This window comes from Nocardia grenadensis NBRC 108939 (assembly GCF_001613445.1).
Lineage (GTDB): Bacteria > Actinomycetota > Actinomycetes > Mycobacteriales > Mycobacteriaceae > Nocardia > Nocardia grenadensis.
Genome location: NZ_BDCJ01000011.1, coordinates 1 through 22,644, shown reverse-complemented (window position 1 = coordinate 22,644; position 22,644 = coordinate 1). Strand labels below are relative to the sequence as shown.

Below are 22,644 nucleotides of genomic sequence, written 5' to 3'. Positions count from 1 at the left end.
TCACCCGCCCCGGCCGTGAACGGGGCGGGGGCCGCGGTGCGGCCGGTCACTCCGCCGGGGCGGTCATGGCTCGGCTCACCTCGATGCGTCGCAATCGGTGGCACGGGTGGTGTGGCCGCGGGCCCCGGAGATGGCAAGATGGGGAATAGCAGCCCGTCCGAGGGTGTTGTGACACCCGGAACCGTGCGCTGTTCACGGACCGACCACGCTGTCCATAGGAGAGTTCATGAGTGTGCAGAACGACACCGCCACCACCACCCACGGTGTGCAGCTGACCGATGCTGCCGCGGGTAAGGCCAAGGCGCTGCTCGATCAGGAGGGCCGGGACGACCTCGCGCTGCGGATCGCGGTGCAGCCGGGCGGCTGCGCGGGGCTGCGTTACCAGCTCTTCTTCGACGATCGCACCCTCGACGGCGATCTGACCGCCGAATTCGGCGGCGTCACCCTGACCGTCGACCGGATGAGCGCGCCGTATGTGCAGGGCGCCGCGATCGACTTCGTCGACACGATCGAGAAGCAGGGCTTCACCATCGACAACCCCAACGCCACCGGCTCCTGCGCCTGCGGCGACTCCTTCAACTGAGTGCCCCGGGCCGGTGACAGCGCCGGCCCGGCAGTCTGCGATACACCCGGGTTACGTGACCATTACTTGTCACGAGGCCGGTTACGACACGTAGTCGTAGCCCCGGCGAATTGATACGGTGAACCCCAGGGGGCAAAGCCCCGTTCACTTTCTTGTTCGCGCTGATTCCGAAGGGGCCGACCTACGTGTCCATAGCTGTATCCGCATCCATCGCGACCGACCACCTCATGCGTTTCTCCGGCCGATTCGCCGATGTGCTGCTGCCCGATCAGCTCGAGCATGTCTCGCTGAGTTTCCTCGTCGACGATCTGGTGATCCGCCGTGGCGGGGTCGCCGGCAACATCGCCTACGCCATGGGCCTGCTCAAGCAGTCGCCGCTGCTCATCGGTTCGGTGGGACGCGATTTCGGCGAGTACCGGCAGTGGCTGGAGTCCCACGGTGTCGACTGCTCGGTGGTCCGGGTGTCCGAGTCCGCGCACACCGCCCGGTTCGTCTGCACCACCGATGAGGATATGGCCCAGATCGCCTCGTTCTATCCCGGCGCGATGAGCGAAGCAGGTGATATCTCGCTCACCGCGCTGGCCGAAGAGCGCAAACTCGACCTGGTCCTGGTCGGCGCGAACGATCCCGAGGCGATGTTGCGGCATACGGCCGAATGCCGGGAACTGGGCGTGCCCTTCGCCGCCGATCCCTCCCAGCAGCTGGCCCGCTTGGACGGCGACCAGGCCGTACAGCTCATCGAGGGCAGTGCCTACCTCTTCACCAACGAGTACGAATGGGGCCTGCTCAAGCAGAAGACGGGCCTCACCGAGGACGAGATCGCCGCCCGGGTGGGTGTGCGGGTCACCACCCTCGGTAAGGACGGTGTGCTGGTGGTCGACACCGACGGCAGCCAGACGCGCGTCGAGGCCGTGCCGGAGTACGCCAAGGTAGACCCGACCGGTGTGGGTGACGCGTTCCGGGCCGGTTTCCTCACCGCCCACGCCGCGGGACTCGGCCTCGAACGCGCGGCACAGCTGGGCTCGCTGGTCGCGGTACTCGTGCTGGAGACGGTCGGCACCCAGGAATGGGCGCTGGACGCCGATGCCGCGCTCAAACGGCTCGGCGAGGCCTACGGCGGGGACGCGGCCGCCGAACTCGAATCACTGCTGCGCTGAACCGCCGGTAACAACGAACGAGGGCCCCGCTCATCGAGGTGAGCGGGCCTCGTTGTCGGTAGGGGCTAGACCTGGACCGGATAGGTGGGCTCGGAGATCTCCGGCTTGATCCGGTCCTCCACGAAGATCCCGTGCCAGATCATGAACACCAGCAGGGTCCACAGGCGCCGGCTGTGATCGGAATCCCCGGCCCGGTGCGCGTCGAGCATGGCGGTGATCGCGGCCTTGTCCAGCAGATGATCGGTCTGCGATTCGGCGATCTGCTGTCGGGCCCAGTCGTAGAGTTCGGTGCCGCGCAGCCAGTGCCGCAGCGGCACCGGGAACCCCAGCTTCGCGCGATGCAGCACATGGCCCGGGACGATGCCCTCGAGCGCCTGCCGCAGCGCGTACTTGGTGGTGTCCTTGGTGATCTTCTGTTCCAGCGGGATCTGCTCGGCCACCCGGAAGACCTCGGAATCCAAAAACGGCACCCGTAGTTCCAGGGAGTTCGCCATGGTTATCTTGTCGGCCTTGACCAGGATGTCACCGCGCAACCAGGTGAACAGATCCAGATGCTGCATCCGCGTGACCGGGTCCCAGCCCGCCGACCGGTCGTAGATCGCGGCGGTGACATCCTGATGGGTCCATTCCGGGCGGAACTCCCGCAGCACCGACCGCAGCTGGGCGTCGCTGAAACTGCGCGCATTGCCGTAGTACCGTTGCTCGAGGGTCAGCGAACCCCGGTGCAGCAGACTCTTGCCGCGGGTGCCGTCCGGGATGAGATCGGAGACCCTCCCGGCCAGCCGGCGCAGCCCGCGGGGCAGTTTCTCGAACGGTGCCAGCGACAGCGGCTCCCGGTAGATGGTGTAGCCGCCGAACAGTTCGTCGGCGCCCTCACCGGACAGCACCACCTTGACGTGCTTACGTGCCTCTTTGGCGACGAAGTACAGCGGCACCAGCGCCGGATCGGCCACCGGGTCGTCGAGGTACCAGACGATCTCCGGGATGGCGGCGGCGAACTCCGCCGGGGAGACGACCTTGACGATATGCCGGGCCCCGATCGCGGCCGCGCTCTCCGCGGCCACGTCGACCTCGGAATAGCCCTCCCGCTCGAAGCCGGTGGTGAAGGTGATCAGCTTCGGGTTGTGCCGCATGGCCAGCGCCGCGATGGCGGTGGAGTCGATACCGCCGGACAGGAAGGAGCCGACGGTCACATCGGCGCGCATATGTTTGGCGACCGAATCCTCGAGCGCCGCGGCGATCTCCCGGTAGCGGGCCTGTTCGGAGCCCGCGGCGAAGGGGCGTACGCCGAATCCGGGAACGAAATAGCGGGTGATCTCCGGCTGCGCGCCGGGCCGCACCACCGCGTGGCTGCCCGACTCCAGCCGGCGGATACCGGCGTGCAGCGTCTCCGGCTCCGGGACGTACTGCAGCACCGTGTAGTGCTCGAGCGCCCGGTGGTCGAGGGATTCGTCCAGCCCGAGATCGGGCAGCAGTTCCAGCAGGCTCTTCTTCTCGCTGCCGAACGCGGTACCGCCCGGGCCGGTGGCCAGGAACAGCGGTTTGATACCGAACGGGTCGCGGGCGAGGAACAGCTCCCGGGTGTGGGTGTCCCAGATCGCGAAGGCGAACATGCCGCGCAGCCGCCGCACCGCCTCCGGACCCCAGTAATGGAACGCCGCGACGATGGCCTCGCCGTCGCCCTCGGTCGCGAATATGGACTCGTCACCGAATTCGGCCGCGTGTTCGCGGGCCAGTTCCTCGCGCAGTTCCAGATAGTTGTAGATCTCGCCATTGAAGGTCAGCGCGTACCGCTGCCGGTCGTCGGCCGGACCCCAGCGCAGCGGCTGGTGCGAATGCTCGATATCGATGATCGACAACCGGTTGAAACCGAAGATCAGCTGGTCGTCGTGCCAGGTGCCGCGCTCGTCCGGCCCGCGGTGCCGCACACAGTGCAGCGCGTCGTATACCCGCTGCACCGTTTCCGGTGTCGCGGTATCGGATGTCAGAAATCCGAGCAGTCCACACACTGCGGCGCTAACCTCGTTTCTACTGGTCGGGGATCCGCGCCCGGGGGAGTCGGCGCGGTGGGCGAAATCTAGTGTCCGAGTATGCCGCACGTATCGATTCCCCGTGCGATACACCTCCGTCCGCCCCGTGCGCCACTGTACGGAGTGTCGAAGCCGACCCGACGGCGTACCGGGCGCGTGTTTGGTCTACGCTGCGTAGTACTCGGACTGTTCCGGGTGGTGTCGCGCGGTGCGCGGAGCCGCCCGGGTAGCCCGAACGAGCTGTTTTTCAGCGTTCCCGGCGGCGGGTCCCGCCCCGGGGATGCGGTGTCGGAATGTGTGGCGACCAGGAAGGCGTTGAGCGTGGCGCACAAGGCGAGCGACGAGATCGGGGCACGGCCTGCCCGGCGGCGGGGTCGTGTCCTGCGGCGGGCCGGACTGGCGGTATCCCTCGGGATCACCACCATGCTCGTATCCGGCTGCTCGATCGACAATGTGTGGTTGCGGTTCGGCTGGCCCTCGGGTGTCACCCCGCAGGCCCACCGGATGCGGGAACTGTGGACCTGGTCGGTGGTCGCCGCCCTCATCATGGGTGTGCTCGTCTGGGGCCTGACCTTCTGGACCGTGGTCTTCCACCGCAAGAAGAAGGACTCGCCGGAGTTCCCCCGGCAGACCGGCTACAACGTGCCGCTCGAACTGACCTACACCGCGATCCCGTTCGTTATCATCGCGGTGCTGTTCTACTTCACTGTGGTCGTGCAGAACTACGTGCACGAGAAGGTCGACAACCCGGATGTGGTCGTCGACGTCACCGCCTTCCAGTGGAACTGGAAGTTCGGCTACCGCGATGTCGACCTGAAGAACGGGTTCACCTACAACGGTGTCGACACCACCCGGGAGAACGCGAACCAGCAGCAGCTCCAGGAGTACGCCAACCGGACCAACGAAGAGGGCCATCCGCAGCCCGGCCCGGTGCACGGCCGTCCCGAGAACGACATCCTGTCCTTCCTGCACTACAACAAGATCGAAACGATCGGCAGCAGCACCGAGGTTCCCGTCCTCGTGCTCCCGACCGGCAAGGTGATCGAGTTCCAGCTCGCCGCCGCGGACGTCATCCACGCGTTCTGGGTTCCGGAGTTCCTCTTCAAGCGGGACGTCATGCCGAACCCGAAGGAGAACAACTCCGACAACGTCTTCCAGATCAGTGAGATCGACCGGGAAGGCGCCTTCGTGGGCCGCTGCGCGGAAATGTGCGGCACTTTCCACTCGATGATGAACTTCGAGGTCCGCGCGGTTTCGCCGGATAAGTTCCAGCGCTACATCCAGGCGCGGGAATCGGGTATGACCAATGCCGCCGCGCTCGAGTCCATCGGTGAGTCGCCGGTGGCCACCTCGACCCAGCCGTTCAACACCGATCGCACGGTCAAGACCGACACCACCGAAAGCAAGTGAGGACTGATCTGAGATGAGGATCGAAGCACGGCTGTTCGAACTGCTCACGGTGTTCTTCATTCTCGTGGGCGTCATCTACGGCTTCTTCACCGCCCAGTCGCGGACCGGGATCGAATGGGCCGGCACCACGGCGATCGTGCTCACCGCCGGTCTGTCGCTGATCATCGGCACCTATTTCCGCTTCGTCGCCCGCCGGCTCGACCTGCGCCCCGAGGACTATGAGGACGCCGAGATCGTGGACGGCGCCGGCGACCTGGGCTTCTTCTCGCCCGGTAGCTTCTGGCCCATCCTGCTGGCCGGTGCCGCCTCGGTGACCGCCCTGGGCTTCGCCTTCTTCGAGCCGTGGCTGCTCGGGCTCGGTGTCATCCTGGTCCTGACCGCCGCCGGCGGCCTGGTCTTCGAGTACTATCTGGGCCCCGAAAAGCACTGAGCCGGTGGCGGCGTTCCGGCGCCCGCACCCGCACGACGAGAACCCCGCCGGCCTTCCGGACAGCGGGGTTCTTGCGTCTCGAGGATGGTGGGTTCCCATGGTGTGGGTGCAGTCGGCCATCCATAGAACGGCGACATTGAGCACTTACAGTGACGTGAGCGCGCCCACGTCGACCAAGACGTACGTCGGCACGCCCCGGTGTTACCGGAGGGGCGAAGTCCGTGGCCGGGGCCGTCTACCGTTCGTAGAGCGGCGAACGGTGAGCACTGATGGTGTCGGCCCGCCCGTACTCGGTCGGGCACACGCCCGCAACACCCCCGTCTACTCCGGATGGTCAGCGGTCCATAGGTCGGTCCCGCCCCGGCTTTGGAGCGTGTGCGGTCAGCCGTCCATAGGCCGGTGACCATTGAGCACTCAGGTGCCGTGAACCTCCCCGGACCGGTCCAGGCGCACGACAGCATGTACCTTCTGTCTCCTCTGGATGGTCGACCTCCGTGGTCGGAGCCCGCCCCCGATTCTGGAGCGGCGGAGTGAAGAATCGGGGTCACAAGGTCCCGACCCGCCCCGCCGGAGGCGGGGCAGATAAACACAGCTCAGTCGACGGATTCGTAGCGGATGCTGTTCTCCGAGCGGCAGATCTCCTCGATGCCGGTGACGATATCGCGCAGCTGTTCCGACGGCAGGGCGTGCGGGCGGAGCCGGCAGGTGAAGGTGATCAGGCCGTGGTCGGCGGCGGGCAGGTTGTTGGCGGCGGATTCGTAGCGCAGATACGGCGAACGCACCCCGTAGGTCATGGCCGAGATGACGGTGAAGCAGCCGGTACGTTCCCGATGGCCGTTGAACAGATCGTGCAGCCGGTAGAACACCGATGTGTAGTTGGACAGCGGGGCGAAGACGCCCACCCGGTAGGCCGGGCCGCGCTCGGAGGAACTGATCACCGTATCGGCAAGGTATTCGGCGTCGCGCAGGGTCAGGACCTTGGGGGTGAACATCACCGCACCCGCGGCGGCGTTGCGGACCGGCATACCGGCCTTACCGGGGGTCGCCGAGGCAATGGCGCCCAGCGATTTCCGGGCCCGGCTGCCGACCTCACGGCGGGCCCGCAGGGAGCGGGTGGGCGCGGTGGGGTAAAGGCTGGACCACTGGCCGAACCGCACCGTGCCGAGCTGCATCTGACCCGCGATGACCGGGCGGGACACCTTGAGCGGGGCGGTATCCACCCAGCGACCCACCTGCAGCACCGCGTCCCGGGGACGGGTGACCTCGGCGTAGGCGTAGTCGACGAAACTGTCGAAATCCAGGAAGCGGTGCGAATCGGTGGACAACCAGGTGTTGTCCTTGTCGACCTGCACGGTGTCGAGGGTGAGCGCGGTGATGATGCCCGCCCGGCCGCCGGCGCCCAGGATGCGATGGAACCGTTCTATGTGATGGGTGCGCCCGCAGGTGCCGATCCGGCCGTCGGTATCGACGTACTCGAGGTCGACGATCTGATCGATGAACAGGCCGTGTCGGTGCGAGGCGGTGCTCACCCCGCCCACCGAGGCGAACCCACCCGCGGTGATATCCCGATGGTCGCCCACCACGGGCAGGCCCAGACCGTGCGCGCCGAGCCGCCGGTCGATATCGGACAGCCGCGCCCCCGCCTGGACCCGTACCGTGCGACGGCCGAGATTCAGATCGACGATCGCGTTCATCCGGCGCAGCGACACCACGGTCTGCTGATCGGGCAGGGTGAGGCCGTCGGTGGCGGGATCGCCCCCGTGAACGGTGAGCGGCCTGGAGCGTTCCCGGGAATTCCGCACGGTGCGAACGACATCCGCGGTGTCGCGAGGCAGGTACTCGGCAGGAGAAACGATGTGCGGCGTGCTCATGGCACGAAAGCTAACCACAGCTGGGCTGCCGTGGCGATACTGGGTTTTGCTGTGTTTATTTGCGGCGCCTTCGGCGCCGCGGGGTCGAGGCCCCCGAAGGTCCCGCCGTTCAGGCCTCGAGACTCGCGCCTGCGGCGCATGCGCTTCGAGGCCTGAACGGCGGGACGGGCCTCGACCCTTTGTGGGCCTCGCTGAACTCGGCGCCGGGGTGGCGTCGAGGGGCGGGGTGGGGCGGTTGTTCGGTGGGCGGGCTCAAGCCAGGCCGTGGAGTCGCCGGCCGATTACTTCGACCCAGTCGACCTGTTCGAATGTGGCGAAATCTACTCGGATCGTGTCCATGACATCGCGGCCGGGGGCGAAGAGCGCGGCGCGTTTGTCGGCTTCGATGACCACGTACATACCGTGCGGGTCGGCCAGGAAGGTCACCTCGAGCTGGTTCAGGCGCGGGAAACGCGGTGACGGGCCGAATTCGATCTCCTGGAAGAACGGCAGCGAATGCGGGATCCCGTCCACCCGGCCGGCCTCCACATCGGCGTGCCGCAGGCCGAACCCCCAGGCCTCCACCGCCGCCAGCACCACGTGCTGGGGCGGCAGCGCGCCCACACCGATGGGGTCGGTATCGGTGGCGTCGAATCCGCCGTCCACGTCCACCCGGGTGCGGACGGCGACGGCGGTCCCGTGCAGGTGCCTGCCGTTGTAGAAGGTGATGGGTGTTTCCCACGGCACGAGCAGTTCGAACCGCCCTTCCAGCGGATACCCGGGCAGCAGTTCGAACGGGCCGAACACCGGCTGCCGGGCGAAGGCCATATCCACCAGCGCCTCGCCGTCGTCGTACTCGCGTTCGGCCCGGGTGACCAACTCCACCGCGACGCCTTTCACCCGGACCGGCCGATCATGACAGCGCATCCGGATGATTCCGTGCACCGCCTGCCCCGGTTGTACTCCGGGGGTGGACAACTCGGTCTCCACCTCGGCGGTATGCGCGCCCAGCGCGCCCAGCAATGTCCTGAACATCGAAAGTCTCCCTCCGGCCCCGCCGCACGTCTCCCCGCCGCCGTGCCTCGGTCCACAGCGTAGACGTAAACGCCCATCCGTGTGTTGCCCGAGTGGGAGGGTGGTCGAAACCATTGAGCGCCTGTGGAATATGGCTAGATCGGCGGGAGGAAGACCGGGCCGGTGCCGCGAGCCGACGAGGTGCGCGCTCCGGTGCGCCGCGATATGGTGTGCACCGACAGCGGGGCCTGGGAATTCCGGTCCCCGATCGACCTGTCGGCCCCGGAATCTGAAGCTTCTTCGACACGGGTAAAACCAGTATCTTCGACCATCAGTTGAAGGGATACGTCCCTTCGCACAAGGCGCTCTTCGGGTACGGTGCCGACCTGGCGCCGGAAGGTCGGCCGATACACGGATATGTCACACGCGATCCGCTGGGCCGAGATCTTTATGGTGGTCGTTTGTCCAGCTATGGCACGATCGCAGTGGTTTTCAAGCCGCAGGTCGCCGAGCGGGCAACGATTACGCTCAACGACTCTTTAGCCGTCGCAACGCATAATGACGAGATGAAGGTGGGCATGTCGCTTGCCGAGCCGCTTACGAACCCGACCTCGAATCTATTCCGGCGTAACGAAGATCTGTTCACACTCCAGAACCCCGAAAGTGTCAAACCATACATCGAAGCTCAGATTCATCGAGTGACCTCCACACAATCGGGAACAGAGTTATCGCCTCTACTGACCGATTCCATTGACCGCGTCACCTTTTTTCGGATAGGTCGGAGCATCCGCCGGAACTCTTCGACGCCCTTGATTCGAGGGGAATCCCGTATTCGTTCGCCCAGGACCCGACACCGAAGCCGACCATCGACATCGACATAGACTTCGTCTGACGATTTACCTACCGATCACAGCCCGAAAACCGCTGCCACCGAAGTTACTTTGCACTTCCTGACAGCCTCGGGATTCCGGGGCCCTGTCGTGGCGTCCGCGGGCGCTGAACTGCCTGGGTACCGCACCCACCGATCCGGTAGTGGTGCGGTGACTGCGGGAGCTGCGATCCGAACGTGTGACCCGCAGACCCACGATTGGCGGCTATCCGGCCCGGTGGGCCCGGTATCGCTGACCGCCACCACCGCCGCACCGCACGCGCTCGCCGATCTGGCCACCGCCGACGAAACAGCCGCCGAGGCATTGCTACACGGCACCTCCCTGGTGGTTTCGCTGCTCCTGGAGGACGATCCGCGGATCCAGCCGATATACGCCTGCGCACACCGCGCTGCTGCCATCCCGTCCGGAAATCGCTGTGGTAGAGGGGAACCGGGTCGGTCGTGTTCGGGCGCTGACCGTCTGACGCACGCTGGCCGGACTGCGCCGCGGTGAGGCGCGGGTGGAGGAGGAACCGTTCCGCCGCGGCGAGATCGCCGACACCTGGCGGCATGTGTGCCCAAGGCACGGACCGCGGCGGCGGTGTTCGCGGCATTCACCGCGGTGATCCTGCCCGTGGTGACCTTCCTGCTGTCGTGAAGCGAACCGGTCGCGGCCTGACCCTGCTGATCCTGGCGACGAGGCGGTGGTGGCGACGGTGATCGGGGCAGCGGTCGTGGGGTCCGCTGTCACCGCCGCGACCCTGTTCGCTGGAGCTCTGGTACTCGGCGCGGTGGGAGTGGAACCGGCCGGCCTCGATCGCTTTCGTGCGCCGTCTTGACGAAGGCCTGGCAGGCGGTGAAATCCTTGTCGCCGACGTCGGTTTCGACACCGCTGTTCACATCGACACCGAACGGATGTACCGCGGCGATCGCCTGCTCCACATTGTCGGCGGTCAAGCCCCCGGCCAGGATCACCGGCCGTCCCATCCGGGAGAGTTCGTCGACGATTCGGGCACTCACCGACCAGTCGTGGGTGCGGCCGGTCCCGCCCAGTCGGTCGGCGGTCCGGGAATCGAGCAGCACCGCGTCGGAGTCTGCCGCGATATCCCGGGCCCGGGCCACCGCGTCCGTGCCGGTCACGTGGACCGCGCGCACGATGGCGCGCCCACGTGCCGCGGCATGGACGGCCCTCAGTGTCGCGCGATCGACCAGGCCGTGCACCTGGATGGTGTCCACACCGACCCGGGCGGCCAAGTCGAGGATGGCGCCGGCCTCCTCCAGATGGGTGACCAGGACGCGGTTCACGAACGACGGAGTGGCCGCGGACAACTCCGCGGCCACTCCGGGCGTCAATGCGTCTTCGCTGTAATGGGTTGTGCCGCAGATGAATCCGACGGCATCCGCGGCGGCGGACACCGCTGTTTCCAGGTCCGATCGGGACCGGATACCGCATATCTTGGCGCGAACCGTCATCCGCCCGATGGTACGCGTCGCGTTCAGCTCGCGGCGGACTCCGGAATGCGCGGAATATGGGAGGAAGGTCCCGAGGGCACGTTCTTCTTCAAGCTGGAGGCGTAGACATCCACGTATTCCTGGCCCGACATCCGCATCAGCTCGTACATGACCTCGTCGGTGACCGCGCGCTCGACGAAGCGATTACCGCCCATACCTTCGTAGCGGGAGAAATCGATCGGCTTACCGAACTTCACCGTCACCTTGCGGCGCTTCCAGCGGAACGGTCCGGGCGGGCTCACCTCGTCGGTGCCGATCACCGCCACCGGAATCACCGGAACCCCGGTTTCCAGGGCCAGCCGGGCCATCCCCGTCTTACCCTTGTACAACCGGCCGTCGGGGGAGCGGGTGCCCTCCGGGTAGAGGCCGACCAGACGGCCCTCGTCGAGTAGGGCGCGGGCCGCGATCAGCGCGTCCTCGGCGGCATCGGCACCGCTGCGGTCGATCGGGTACTGACCGGAGGCGCTGAAGAAGAACTTCTGGAACCGCCCCTTGAGGCCAGGGGTATTGAAGTATTCGGCTTTGGCCAGATAGTTGATCCGGCGCGGGCTCGACAGCGGGGCGAAAAGCCAATCCGCGAACGAGAGGTGGTTCCCCGCCATGATGGCCGCGCCCTCGGCCGGGATGTTTTCCACGCCCTCCACCTCGGGTCGGTTGTAGAGGTGGATGAACGGACCCAGCAGCACAAACTTAAGCAGCCAGTAGAACATGACGTCCTTACTCCGAGAACCGGGATGGATTTGGGGGAATGCCTCTGCCAGCCGACTCTACCGCCGGTCACAGATCACATCCAAGCCCCGCGAACAATGTCACTCACACTCGCTGCCGAGATTTCACCGGTGCGTTTCGGTTACGTGAACGTGACAAGACCCTCTTTCGGGCGAACCACCGGATGTTCCGGCCCGGTGCCCCGGCCTTCACATGCCGGCGATGAGCGCGGAGCGGGCGAGTTCGGCGGCGCCGATCATGCCCGCGGCCTCGCCCAGCTGGGTGGTCCGGATCCGGGCGAGCGGCCGGTGGCCGTGGCCGGTGACCGCCGCCGCGTATTCTTCCCGGGCCTCGTCGAGGAACAGCGGCGCCGAGCTGCTCACCCCACCCGCGATGACGACCAGGTCCGGGTCGAAGATATCGCCGACGAAGGCCAGGCCCAGCCCGAGCCACCGGGCGAAATCGGCCATCACCCGGATGGCGAGCGGATCGTCGTCGTGGGCCGCGTCGGCGATGCGGCGGCCGGTGACCGCGCCGGGGTCGGCGACGAGCTCCCGGGCCAGCGCCGAGGACGCGGTTTCGGTGGCCAGCATTTCGATAGCCGTCTCGGCGAGGGCGGTCCCGCTGCAGTACCGCTCCCAGCAGCCCCGCTTCCCGCATCCGCAGTCACGTCCCCCGGGGACCACCTGCAGATGCCCGAGTTCGGGGGCCACGCCGTAGGTGCCCCGGTACAGGGTGCCGTCGAGCAGCAGCGCGGCACCGATTCCGGTACCGATCGCCACCAGCACCACATTGTGCCCGCCTGCGGCGGCGCCGAACCGGTACTCGGCCCACATCGCCGCGTTGGCATCGTGTTCGAGCAGGACCGGCAGGCCGAGGCGGTCGGTGAGCCGTTTCGCCACGGGCGCGTCCCGCCAGGGCAGATGCGGGGCGAAGCGCACCGTGGTGCGGTCCTGGGATATGAAACCGGCGACCGCCAGACCGACCGCGTCGAGCGTATGCCGGTCGGCGAGTTCACGGACCGCGCGATCGAGTGCGGCCTCGAGCGCGACCGCCGAATGCGGGGTCGGGTACTGCACCGTGTCCAGGACCTCGCCCGCGGCGTCGACCACCGACGCGCGGATATTGGTGCCGCCGATATCGATACCGGCGGTCAGCGGGGCGCCGGAGCGGGAGCCGGTCACTGGAAACCTCTGAGGAAGCCCCCGGCTTCGGCCGTCAGGAGGAATCGGGAAAAGTTCTTACACACGCTGCGCGCTCCTGTAAGTCTGAAGGAATGAGAACGGCGTACAAGGTCCGGGCATACCCGGATACCGAACAAGCGGCGGTACTGCGTCGTACGTTCGGTTGCGTACGCCTGGTCTGGAACAAGACCCTCGCCGAACGGCAACGTCACTACACCACCGAACAAAAGCCGACCTCGTATCGGGCAACCGACGCCGCCCTGACGGAGTGGAAGAAAACCGAAGAGCTGGCGTTTCTGTCTGAGGTGTCGTCGGTGCCGTTGCAGCAAACCCTGCGCCACCAGCACGCGGCGTTCGCGGCGTTCGTCAAGGGCAACGCGCGATACCCGAGGTTCAAGAACCGTCACGGCCGCCAGTCGGCGCACTTCACCCGCTCGGCGTTCCGGATCAAGGACCGCACCCTGTGGTTGGCGAAAACCGCGGCACCGCTGCGGATCGCGCGGTCCTGGCCGAACATCGACCTCGCCACCCTCGACCCCACCATGGTGGTCGTGTCCCGCGACCCGGATGGCCGCCGGTATGTGACCTTCGCGGTCGAAACAGGCGACCCCGCGCCATAGCCGGTGAGCGGGGAATCGGTCGGTGTCGACCTGGGCATCAAAGACTTCGCGGTCCTGTCCACTGGGGAGAAGATCGCCAACCCCCGACACATGGCCCGTCATGAACGCGGGCTGCGGCGCCAGCAACGGCGCCTGTCCCGCATGAAGAAGGATTCGGAGAACCGCGCCCGGCAGCGGGTGAAGGTGGCGCGTAAGCACTCCCGTGTGCGGGATGCCCGCAGGGACTTCCCGCACAAGACCAGCAGCGAACTCGTGCGACGGTTCGACACGATCGCAGTGGAAGACCTCGCTCCGAAGAACATGGTCGGCAACCGTCGCCTGGCGAAAGCGATCAGCGAATCGTCGTGGAGCGAGTTCCGGGCGATGCTGGAATACAAGGCTGAACGCGCGGGCCGCCAGGTGGTTGTGGTTGATCGCTGGTATCCGAGTTCGAAGACCTGTAGCGCGTGCGGACATCTGCTCGCCACGCTTTCCCTCGGGACACGGCACTGGACCTGCCCCGGCTGCGGCACCCGACATGATCGGGATTTGAACGCCGCTAAGAATATCCTTGTCGCCGCCGGGCTGGTGGAGACTTAAAACGCCTGCGGAGGCGACGTAAGACCGCAAGGGGCAGCCCTTCGGCAATCGCCGGTGAAACAGGAAACCCCGCAGGTGACTGCGGGAATCCTTCGCCTTCAGGCGTGGGGAGGAAGTCAATGCTTGAAGTTCACGGGTATGCCGACATAGCGCGTTTTTCCGGAATTCCCGCGGTGATCGCCGGGTGGATTCGCGGCGGCGCCGGTGCCGTCGGCCGCCGCGCCGTGACCATCGGCCGCGACGGAGTCGCCGGATGCCGCGTGGGCGCCGGTCGCGCCACGGCGGGACTTTTCGTGCCCGGTGCCGCTCTCCGGCCCGTGCCGATGCGCCACCACCGGATCCACCGGCACCCCGGCCAGGGCTTCCCGCAGCACCGTGACGATCGCGGTGCCGTGCGCGGCCACCGTGGCCAGGACCTCGTGATGTTCGCCGCGGACCAGTGCGGCCGCGGCGCAGAGCGGACACCAGGTGCAACTGTTCCATTCGGGTTGCCCCTCGGCGGCGGCCTCGCGCAGGACCGGTTCGACGCGTTCCAGTACGGCTTCGGCGAGCAGCCGCAGTTCGTCGGCGAATTCGGCGACGCCCTCGGGCTGGCGATAGCGGGTTCCGGTCACTTCGGCCACTCCTGCGGGTCGGGGCGGAAACGGATGACGAGGTATCCGTTGTCCAGCTCGGCGGTGCTTACGGTGCAGCGGCGTAGGACGGGCGCCAGGCGTAGCCGGCGGCGGACGCCGTCCGCTCCCACGATCAAATCGTCCTCCACTCGTCCCAGGCGCAGTGTCGCCGGATCGGCGATCGGCAGATGGATACGCATCGCGTACACCGACTGCAACCCCGCCCCCGATTCCAGTCGCACCGCGGGCACGGTGCTCGCGGTGCCGTCTCCCGGTATCGGCGCCGAACCCGGATCGTCGCGCGCCCCGCCCCCGCTGTCGAGCCGGACACCGTCGGTTCCGCTTCCGGGCGTCATCTCCGACTCCGCGACCACGCACGACAGCGCCGCCAGCGGGACCGGCCCCACCGGTTCGGCGCCGGTATGCTCCGCGACGAGTATCGGGACCTCCGGCATCGACCGCTGCAACCCGGAGATCACATCCCACTGTTCGGCGCAGCGGTTCAGGTACCAGCGCACGGCGGGATGCTGCGGTTCGGGTCCGGGTGGCGGTACCGCGGCGAGCACCTTGTTCACCACCACCGCATCCAGCCGCAATCCGAGCAGTGCCGTCGCCGAGCGCACCCGGGCGGATTCGGCGACCGCGACCCGTTCGGCCAGGGTGATCAGCCGGGCACTGGTGCGGTCGGAGTCGGCGAGCAGATCCCGGACCTCGCCGACCGCGGTGACGACCCGCTGCACGGTCGCCGCCAGGACGGCCCGGCGGATATCGGTACCGATCGAGCTCATCATCCGATGATGTGGTGGCCAGACCCGGTCCAGATACCCGAGCACGGTCTCGGGCATGGTGACGATGCGCAGCATATCGGCCGTCGGCGGACAGTCCAGGACGATCGCGTCCCATTCGTCGTCGGCCACGTACTGGGCGATCTCCACCAGCATCAGCAGCTCCTGCACCCCCGGCAGACCGGTGAGTTCGGCCGGGTCCAGGGCCGCCAGGTCGATACCGTGATCGTGACCCGGATCGGTGCGCAGCAGCTCGGTGAGTGCGCCGAAACGCTCCTCGAGCAGCGCCAGCGAATCGAGTTCGATCACCTCGAGGCCCGGAACGACCCGGATGATCCCGGGGACGGCGCCCGGATCGTGCGCGAACCGGAAACCGAGCGCGTCACCCAGTGAATGCGCCTGGTCGAGCGAGGCCACCAGAATCCGCTGACCCGCCCGGGCGCAACTCATGGCACGCGCACACGCCAGTGTCGTCTTGCCGACACCGCCCTTACCGACGAACAATTCGAGCCGCGTGCGCGACCGCGCGCCGCGAGCGGGCCGGCCGCCGCCGCGGGCATCGTCTCCCGAGCGCTGCGGCCCGGTCAGCCTTCGACCCGTTTCTTCAGTTCTTTGAGCGCGGTATCGGTGATCACCTTCTCCGCCTTGCGCTTGAACATCCCGATCATCGGGATCGTCAGATCCACGGTCAGTTCGTATAGCACCTCGGTGACACCACCGGGGTGCTCGACGAGCTCGTAGCGGCCCTCCTGCGTCTTCTGCAGGTCACCGCTCACCAGTGTCCAGCTCACGGCCAGCTCATCCGGCTGCCAGGTATAGGACAGCACGTAGGTGTCCTTCACCACGCCCGCGTCCAGCACGAAGCGCGCGGTACGCGCCCGACCGTCGGGCCCGGTCTCCAGGACTTCCACCGATTTGGCGGCCGATACCCACTCCGGGTAGGACGCCAGATCGGCGATAACTGACATCACCTGCCGCGCGGGTGCCGCGATGACGATCGATCTCTGGGTCCGGTCGGCCATTGGGTTTCAGGGGTTCCTTTCGGCGGTACGGTACGAAATCCGTCAGTTGTCGTGCGGAGCGACTCCGGCCGGGCGATCGTCCTCGAGACGGTCCTTGATCTCGAACGACATCACCTTGCCCGCCACCCGGCGCGCCCGGTTGGCGGCGGCCAGTTTGCGCGGCGGCAGCGGCTGCGGTGGCTCGGCATGGAGGAAGTAGTGCAGGATCACGCCGTCCAGCGACGGTTCCAGCCACACCTCCATGGTGCCGGACAGCGCGCCCGACACCGACCAGCGAATTCCCTTGTCACCCCGATCCTCCCGGATATCCAGTTCGAGATCGGGCCACCAGCGCCGCCAGTGTCCCGGGCCTGCCAGCGCAGCCGCCACCGCGGGGCCCGGAGCGGCGAGGAAGGTTTGGTCCGCGACCTGGATACTGCTCACCCGGGTGAGCGTAGTAGATGGCGAAGAAAGTGCTCATCGGCGCTGTGTTTTTTGGCGCCGCCTGCGGCGGCGCGGGGTTGCGGCCCCCTTGGTCTCGCCGTTTCGGCCTCGGGACTCGAGCCTTCGGCGCATGCGATGCGCGGTGGGCCGTCCATAGAGTGCGACCGTTGAGCACTTTCGGCCAAGGGGCGAGACGGGCCTCAACCTTTCGAGGTGTCTCGTAGAACTCGACGCGTACGGGTTGCGTCGGCCTTCGATGTTCGTGATCACATATCGACTCGACCGTCCGGGCGGCCTGGCGTCTGATCGCTTTCACGAACAGCGGCGCCCTCCCGGTGCCGAGTTCGGCGAGGCCCTGACAGGGTCGAGGCCGGTCCCGCAGTTCAGGCCTCGAAGTGCATGCGCCGCAGGCGCGAGTCTCGAGGCCTGAACGGCGGGACCTTCCGGGGCCTCGACCCCGCGGCGCCGCAGGCGCCGCAAATAAACACAGCATCACAACAGCTGGCGGAGGCGGGCGCCCAGGGTGTCCCAGCGCCATTGGCGTTCGACGAAGGACCTTCCGGCGGCGCCCATTTCGGCGGCCGCGTCGCGGTCGGCGAGGATATCGGCGATCGCGTCGGCGACGTGGTCGGCGCGGCGGCCGTCCACCACTCGCCCGGTTTCGCTGTCCAGCACCGTTTCCGGGGCACCGCCCGAAGTACCGGCCACCACGGGGACGCCGGTGGCCGAGGCCTCCAGGTAGACGATGCCGAGACCTTCCACATCGAGGCCGGCGCCGCGGGTGCGGGAGGGCATGGCGAAGACGTCGGCGAGGGTGTGGTGGGCGGCGAGTTCGGCCGCGGGCACCCGGCCGGTGAACACCACGTCGTCGGTGAGGCCGAGGGCGTCGGCGAGGCCGCGCAGCCGGTCCTCGTAGGGGCCGCTGCCGGCGATCACGAGCACGGCGTCCGGGATTCGTTCCTTGATCCGGTGCATGGCGATCAGGAGTACGTCCTGGCCTTTGCGCGGGACCAGCCGGGACAGACAGAGCACAGTGGGCCGGTCGCCGAGACCGTAGCGCTTCCGCAGTTCGGCGCGAGCGGCCGGATCGGGACGGAAGGTTTCGGTGTCCACACCGGGCGGCAGGTATTCGAGGGCGGCATCGGGTCCGAACGCGGCGGCGAACCGGCGACGCGTGTATTTGCTGACATAGGTGACGACGTCGGTGTGGTCCCCGATGATCCGGAGCGCCTGCCGGGCGGCCGGCAGCATCGACCAGCCGACCTCGTGGCCGTGGGTGCTCGCCAGGATTCGGTGGGCGCCGGCGCGGCGCAGCGGCGCGGCGAGTAGGGCCAGCGGTGCGGCCGCGCCGAACCACACCGATTCGCAGCCCTCGGCGCGCAGTACCTTTCGAGCGCGGCGCAGCACCGCGGGGGTGGGCAGCATGAGGGTGGTGGGGTGGCGGACCACCTGGAAGGGCTGTTTCGCGTCGAATCGGGTGTGGCTGTCCCCGCGCCACCGCGGTGCGTAGACGACCAGATCGTCCGGGGGCAGCTGCCCGGCCAGCGCCTGCAGATACGACTGGATACCGCCCGGCCGCGGCGGGAAATCATTGGTAACCAGCAGAGTTCGAGCCATGCGACCAACAGTATTGGCGTGCTGTCGACCGGGTCGCTCCGGGTGTCAGTAGCGCCGGGCGGAGTGGTATGGCGTGGAATCCATGGGGGCCACGGCCACCGGGACGCCGAAGGTCGACGCGTGCAGCATGAGCCCGTTTCCGGCGTAGATGCCGACGTGGGAGATGTCGTCGTAGAAGAAGACGACGTCGCCGGGCTGCAGTTCGTCGCGGCCCACGGGGGTGCCGTAGGCGGCCTGCGCCGAACTGGTGCGCGGCACGTCCTTGCCGACCTGCTTGAATGCCCACTGCACCAGGCCGGAGCAGTCGAACTGGTCGGGCCCGGTGGCACCCCAGACATAGGGATCGCCGACACGGGTGAGCCCGGCGGCCAGGGCGCTGGTGCCGCTGCCGGGTACCAGATCGCGCAGCAGGCTGTCGCGGTCGAATCCGGGTGGGAAGGGGGAGCCGGCCAGGGCGGCCCGGTCCGCGGTCGACAAACTGCCCCAGACTTCGATGACCCGCGCCACCGCGTTCTGCAGATCGGTCTGCTTGCGCCCGACATCGTCCCGCACGGTATTCGCCTGTTCGGTGGCGGCACGGGCGGTATCGGCGGCGGCACGGGCCGCGGATTGGGCGGTGGTCGCGGCGTCGGTGGCGCGTTTGTACTGCTTCAGCTGGTCGGAGGTCTGGGTGGCGACCACGTCCAGCGTGGACATCTGGTCCAGCAATTGCTGCGGTGAGTCGCTGACCAGGACCGAGAACAACCGGTTGGTGCGCGCGCCCTGATAGGCGGCGATGGCGGTGCGGTCGATCATCGGCCGGTACCGGGCCACCTCGTTGCGCGCGGCGTCGACGGCGGCTCCGGCTGCGGCGACCTTGGCGTCGGCGTCGCGCTGGACGGCCAGTTTCGCGTCGAGGTCGGCCTGCGCGGTGAGGGCCTGCTGATTGAGCTGTTCGGCCTGCCGGGACAGGTCGATCATCTGCTGGACCGCCTCGCTCGCCGAGGTCGGCGCAGGGACCGGATCGGCTCCCGCCGGGCCGCCGCCGTAGAGGGCCGCGGCCAGGAGCCCGGCCGCCAGAGCGGTGCGTGCCGGATGCCGGTCTCGCCTGTGGCCGGGCCCGCGACGCCGATCCCGCCGACGTCGTTGCCGCTGTTCGTGTCCTGCCACAGCCTGCCGTGCCCCGCTCTCCGTATGACGCTCTGTGCGAAGTAGCCCGTAAAGGTCTCGATTAGATTACGGACGGGTCCGCGGGGTGTCCAGTGTGATCCCGCCCGGTGATCCGGCCGACGGCCGGAGCCGGGCAGGTCCCGCCGGAGGCCCCACGGGTGCCGCTCAGTAGCGCCGCGCGCCGGCGACCGGCATGGAGGAGATGGGCGCGACCGCGACCGGGGAGCCCGCGGTGGAGGCGTGCACGACATTGCCATCGCCGGCGTACAGGCCGGAGTGGCCGCCGCCGTAGAACGACACGACGTCGCCGGGCTGCAGAGCGTTCATCGACACGGGGGCACCCGAGGCGAGCTGCGCGTCGCTGGTGCGCGGTAGCTCGCGTCCGGCCTGTCTGTAGGACCACTGCACCAGGCCGGAGCAGTCGAAGGCGTTCGGGCCGGCCGCGCCGTAGACGTAGGGGGCGCCGACCTTCGAGAGCGCGGCGTCGAGCGCCAACTGGCCCGCGGTCTTGGTGGGGGTGACGAACGGCGGTGCGACCGCGGCGCCGGGCGCCTGCACGCCGGGAATGCCCGCCGGGATCGGGATCTCGTTGGGCACCTCGAAGGTGCCGAAGCCGTCGATGGTCACCGGCTGGGCGGCGGCCGGTGCGGCGGGGAGCAGGAGTGCGCCCAGGGTGGCAGCGCCGACGGCTCCGGTTACGGCTACGCGCCGTGCCTGTCGCTTGACGGTGTTGAACGCCATGATGCGGTCCTTCCGATCTCCCCCGCCCGGTCGCACCGCCGATGGCACGCCGAACTCCGCGAGGTCTCGAAAAGATTACGAACAGATCACGGCTATTTGTAAAGCCCCTGGGCTCGATAAACATGCGACCCGCAGCTTTCGCCTGGCAAATTGTGCGAGCGAAATCACAGGGTCGGGGCGAATTGCGCCGAGGTTACGTGGGGGTGAGGCGAGGATGTGCGGACGTCGCCCGTGGCGGGGTTGCCGGCAGCGGAATCGATCGTTTTTCCCAGTTCGAGCGGGCGGATCTCCCTGCGGGGACAGTGACTGCGCTGAGGCGTCCGTTCCGGTTTGCTCCGCCGCGGCCTCCTGCTTTTGGATTCCATGACCATTTTCCACCGAACAGAGCAATTGAATAGCAAATGGACATTGAATGTGAACTGGGGCACAGTTAGGTGGTGAGTGGTCCGCCGACGGGGAATACGGACAGATTCGACGCCCATCTCGGGATCGCGCACTACGGTCCGGTACCGCGAACCTGTCGTATCCGGCCGGTAGCCTGCCGCCGTGTCCGAACCCGCCCCGCTGCCTGCCCGGCAACTGGCGTTCGACCAACTCGACACTCCGCTCTACGACACGACCTTCGTGGTGGTGGATCTGGAAACCACCGGCACCAGCCCGGCCGACCACGCGATCACCGAGATCGGCGCGGTCAAGGTACGCGGGGGCGAAGTGCTCGGTGAATTCGCGACCCTCGTCGATCCCGGACGGTCCATACCGCCGGCAGTCGTGCAGGTCACCGGTATCACCACCGCGATGGTGCGGGCCGCGCCACCCATCGAAGCGGTCCTGCCCGGATTCCTGGAGTTCGCCGCCGGCGCGGTCCTCGTCGCGCACAATGCCCGCTTCGATATGGGATTCCTCAAAGCCGCCGCGGCACGCACCGAGACCCCGTGGCCGCGCGCCCAAGTGGTGTGCACGGTCCGGCTCGCGCGGCGGGTGCTCGGCCGTGACGAGGCGCCGTCGGTACGGCTCGGGGTGCTCGCCCAGGTGCTCGGCGCGAGCACCACCCCGACCCATCGCGCGCTCGACGACGCCCGCGCCACCGTGGATGTCCTGCACGCGCTGATCGGCCGGGTGGGGAACCAGGGGGTACACAGCCTCACCGAACTGATCGACTATCTGCCCGAGGTCACCGCCGGGCAGCGGGCCAAACGCGCCCTCGCCGTCGACCTGCCCGCCGCGCCCGGTGTCTACCTCTTCCGGGGACCGTCGGACGAGGTCCTCTATATAGGCACCGCGGTGAATCTGCGCCGGCGGGTGCGCAGTTATTTCACCGGCTCGGAGACCCGGGGCCGGATCCGGGAGATGGTGCAGCTGGCCACCCGGGTCGATCATGTGGTGTGCGCGCACGGGCTGGAGGCCGGTGTCCGGGAGCTGCGGCTGCTCGTCGCGCATACCCCGCCCTACAACCGGCGGTCCAAATTCCCGAAACGCGCCTGGTGGATCGCGCTCACCGCCGAGGCCTTCCCGCGGCTGACGCTGGTGCGTGACCCCGGCGGTCCGGCGGTAGGCCCCTTCCACGCCCGTGCCGCGGCCGCCGAGATCGCTGCCACGTTGGCCGAGTACTGCGGTCTGCGTACCTGCACCACCCGCCTGTCCCGGACGGCCCTGCACACTTGCGCTCCGATGGCCGTCGGCGGTTGCCCGGCCGCGGCCCCCGAACCGCGGGCGGCGGCGGCCTACGCGGCGGCCCCCGCGGCCGCTCGTGCCCTGTTCACCGGCGCCGACGATGCCGCGGTCCGCACCCTGCTGGCCCGGATCGACGATTACGCGGCGAACGAACAGTACGAATCCGCGGCGCGGCTGCGGGACCGGACCGCCGCCCTCATCCGCGCGCTACGCCGCACCCAGCGGCTGGCCGCAGTGGCCCGTCCCGCCGAACTGATCGTCGCGCATCCCGACGGCGCCGGCGGTTGGGAATTCGCCGTAATCCGGCACGGCCGGCTCGCCGGGGCGGGCACGGCCGCGCGCGGCATCCCGCCGATGCCGGTAGTCGAGCAGATCGTCGCCGCCGCGCAGACCGTACGCCCCACCGGGTCGGAACCCGGGGCGCCGGACCCGGGCGAATTGCCCCTCACCGGCGCCGACCTCCGGCTACCGCCACTACTCGGCGCGTCCCCGGACGAGGTCGCGGTGATCGTCCGCTGGCTCGAACGCCCCGGTGCGCGGATCGTGCGCACCACCGACGGCTACGCCGAACCCGCCCACGGCGCGGGACGCTGGCTGGGTTGGGCCGAGGCAGCCGATACCGCCGCGGCTGCGGGCCGCGCTGCCGAGTCCTACGACGAACAACGCTCCTGAGGGCC

General features: G+C 68.1%; 20 protein-coding genes. 7 read left to right on the top strand and 13 right to left on the bottom strand.

The genetic code is table 11. The features are described from left to right. Nucleotides 1–226 precede the first annotated feature (226 nt). Both NGR01S_RS13535 and NGR01S_RS13530 read left to right on the top strand, forming a co-directional pair. Nucleotides 227–583 carry a HesB/IscA family protein gene (locus NGR01S_RS13535; RefSeq protein ID WP_030523898.1) on the top strand — a complete coding sequence of 119 codons (357 nt, stop codon included), beginning with the start codon at nucleotides 227–229 and terminating at the stop codon, nucleotides 581–583. Nucleotides 584–768: 185 nt separating this feature from the next. Then, nucleotides 769–1,740, top strand: coding sequence for a carbohydrate kinase family protein (locus NGR01S_RS13530; protein ID WP_063036903.1), 972 nt, complete (start codon nucleotides 769–771; stop codon nucleotides 1,738–1,740). 65 nt (nucleotides 1,741–1,805) lie between these two features. Here NGR01S_RS13530 and asnB read toward each other — a convergent pair whose 3' ends face one another. Then, on the bottom strand, nucleotides 1,806–3,749 hold the full coding sequence (gene asnB, locus NGR01S_RS13525) for an asparagine synthase (glutamine-hydrolyzing) (RefSeq protein ID WP_063036636.1): 1,944 nt from the start codon (nucleotides 3,747–3,749) through the stop codon (nucleotides 1,806–1,808). A 444-nt stretch (nucleotides 3,750–4,193) separates the two neighbouring features. On the opposite strand from asnB, the gene ctaC reads away from it, so the two are divergent. Then, nucleotides 4,194–5,180 (top strand): aa3-type cytochrome oxidase subunit II, encoded by a 987-nt coding sequence (ctaC, locus tag NGR01S_RS13520; RefSeq protein WP_084480976.1) that lies wholly within the window; start codon nucleotides 4,194–4,196, stop codon nucleotides 5,178–5,180. A gap of 13 nt (nucleotides 5,181–5,193) precedes the next feature. Further along, nucleotides 5,194–5,610, top strand: a complete 417-nt coding sequence (locus NGR01S_RS13515; protein WP_063036634.1) for a cytochrome c oxidase subunit 4 — start codon at nucleotides 5,194–5,196, stop codon at nucleotides 5,608–5,610. Nucleotides 5,611–6,203: 593 nt separating this feature from the next. On the opposite strand, the gene NGR01S_RS13510 is transcribed toward NGR01S_RS13515, so the two are convergent. The 5 genes from NGR01S_RS13510 to NGR01S_RS13485 form a co-directional block, all read right to left on the bottom strand. Further along, nucleotides 6,204–7,481 carry an FAD-binding oxidoreductase gene (locus NGR01S_RS13510; RefSeq protein ID WP_063036632.1) on the bottom strand — a complete coding sequence of 426 codons (1,278 nt, stop codon included), beginning with the start codon at nucleotides 7,479–7,481 and terminating at the stop codon, nucleotides 6,204–6,206. A 252-nt stretch (nucleotides 7,482–7,733) separates the two neighbouring features. Beyond that, on the bottom strand, nucleotides 7,734–8,495 hold the full coding sequence (locus NGR01S_RS13505) for a sporulation protein (protein ID WP_063036630.1): 762 nt from the start codon (nucleotides 8,493–8,495) through the stop codon (nucleotides 7,734–7,736). 1,594 nt (nucleotides 8,496–10,089) lie between these two features. Continuing rightward, nucleotides 10,090–10,815, bottom strand: coding sequence for a phosphoribosylanthranilate isomerase (locus tag NGR01S_RS13495; protein WP_084480860.1), 726 nt, complete (start codon nucleotides 10,813–10,815; stop codon nucleotides 10,090–10,092). A 23-nt stretch (nucleotides 10,816–10,838) separates the two neighbouring features. Further along, nucleotides 10,839–11,564 (bottom strand): lysophospholipid acyltransferase family protein, encoded by a 726-nt coding sequence (locus tag NGR01S_RS13490; RefSeq protein ID WP_063036626.1) that lies wholly within the window; start codon nucleotides 11,562–11,564, stop codon nucleotides 10,839–10,841. Between the two features lie 207 nt (nucleotides 11,565–11,771). Continuing rightward, a complete protein-coding gene (locus NGR01S_RS13485; RefSeq protein WP_063036624.1) occupies nucleotides 11,772–12,746 on the bottom strand; it encodes an ROK family protein in 975 nt (324 codons plus the stop codon). Nucleotides 12,747–12,838: 92 nt separating this feature from the next. Between NGR01S_RS13485 and NGR01S_RS32510 the strand changes: the two genes are divergently transcribed. Next, nucleotides 12,839–13,366 (top strand): RNA-guided endonuclease InsQ/TnpB family protein, encoded by a 528-nt coding sequence (locus NGR01S_RS32510; protein ID WP_245664579.1) that lies wholly within the window; start codon nucleotides 12,839–12,841, stop codon nucleotides 13,364–13,366. 3 nt (nucleotides 13,367–13,369) lie between these two features. Then, entirely contained in the window at nucleotides 13,370–13,945 is a 576-nt protein-coding gene (locus NGR01S_RS32505) for an RNA-guided endonuclease TnpB family protein (RefSeq protein ID WP_245664578.1), read from the top strand. Between the two features lie 116 nt (nucleotides 13,946–14,061). On the opposite strand, the gene NGR01S_RS32500 is transcribed toward NGR01S_RS32505, so the two are convergent. The 7 genes from NGR01S_RS32500 to NGR01S_RS13445 form a co-directional block, all read right to left on the bottom strand. Next, nucleotides 14,062–14,559: a hypothetical protein gene (locus NGR01S_RS32500; protein ID WP_245664577.1), complete on the bottom strand. Its 498-nt coding sequence runs from the start codon at nucleotides 14,557–14,559 to the stop codon at nucleotides 14,062–14,064. After that, the gene (locus NGR01S_RS13470; RefSeq protein WP_084480858.1) at nucleotides 14,556–15,848 is read right to left on the bottom strand and encodes an ArsA family ATPase; all 1,293 of its coding nucleotides are present in this window, start codon (nucleotides 15,846–15,848) and stop codon (nucleotides 14,556–14,558) included. Before NGR01S_RS13470 ends, NGR01S_RS32500 begins: the two co-directional genes overlap by 4 nt. Before the next feature lie 80 nt (nucleotides 15,849–15,928). Continuing rightward, nucleotides 15,929–16,366: an SRPBCC family protein gene (locus NGR01S_RS13465; protein ID WP_063036622.1), complete on the bottom strand. Its 438-nt coding sequence runs from the start codon at nucleotides 16,364–16,366 to the stop codon at nucleotides 15,929–15,931. Nucleotides 16,367–16,408: 42 nt separating this feature from the next. Beyond that, nucleotides 16,409–16,789 carry a hypothetical protein gene (locus NGR01S_RS13460; RefSeq protein ID WP_063036620.1) on the bottom strand — a complete coding sequence of 127 codons (381 nt, stop codon included), beginning with the start codon at nucleotides 16,787–16,789 and terminating at the stop codon, nucleotides 16,409–16,411. A gap of 492 nt (nucleotides 16,790–17,281) precedes the next feature. Next, on the bottom strand, nucleotides 17,282–18,406 hold the full coding sequence (locus tag NGR01S_RS13455) for a glycosyltransferase family 4 protein (RefSeq protein ID WP_063036618.1): 1,125 nt from the start codon (nucleotides 18,404–18,406) through the stop codon (nucleotides 17,282–17,284). 45 nt (nucleotides 18,407–18,451) lie between these two features. Beyond that, nucleotides 18,452–19,465 carry an NlpC/P60 family protein gene (locus tag NGR01S_RS13450; RefSeq protein WP_063036897.1) on the bottom strand — a complete coding sequence of 338 codons (1,014 nt, stop codon included), beginning with the start codon at nucleotides 19,463–19,465 and terminating at the stop codon, nucleotides 18,452–18,454. Nucleotides 19,466–19,720: 255 nt separating this feature from the next. Beyond that, nucleotides 19,721–20,296: a C40 family peptidase gene (locus NGR01S_RS13445; protein ID WP_063036617.1), complete on the bottom strand. Its 576-nt coding sequence runs from the start codon at nucleotides 20,294–20,296 to the stop codon at nucleotides 19,721–19,723. Between the two features lie 546 nt (nucleotides 20,297–20,842). Between NGR01S_RS13445 and NGR01S_RS13440 the strand changes: the two genes are divergently transcribed. Then, nucleotides 20,843–22,639, top strand: coding sequence for a DEDD exonuclease domain-containing protein (locus tag NGR01S_RS13440; protein WP_084480857.1), 1,797 nt, complete (start codon nucleotides 20,843–20,845; stop codon nucleotides 22,637–22,639). Nucleotides 22,640–22,644: the final 5 nt, after the last annotated feature.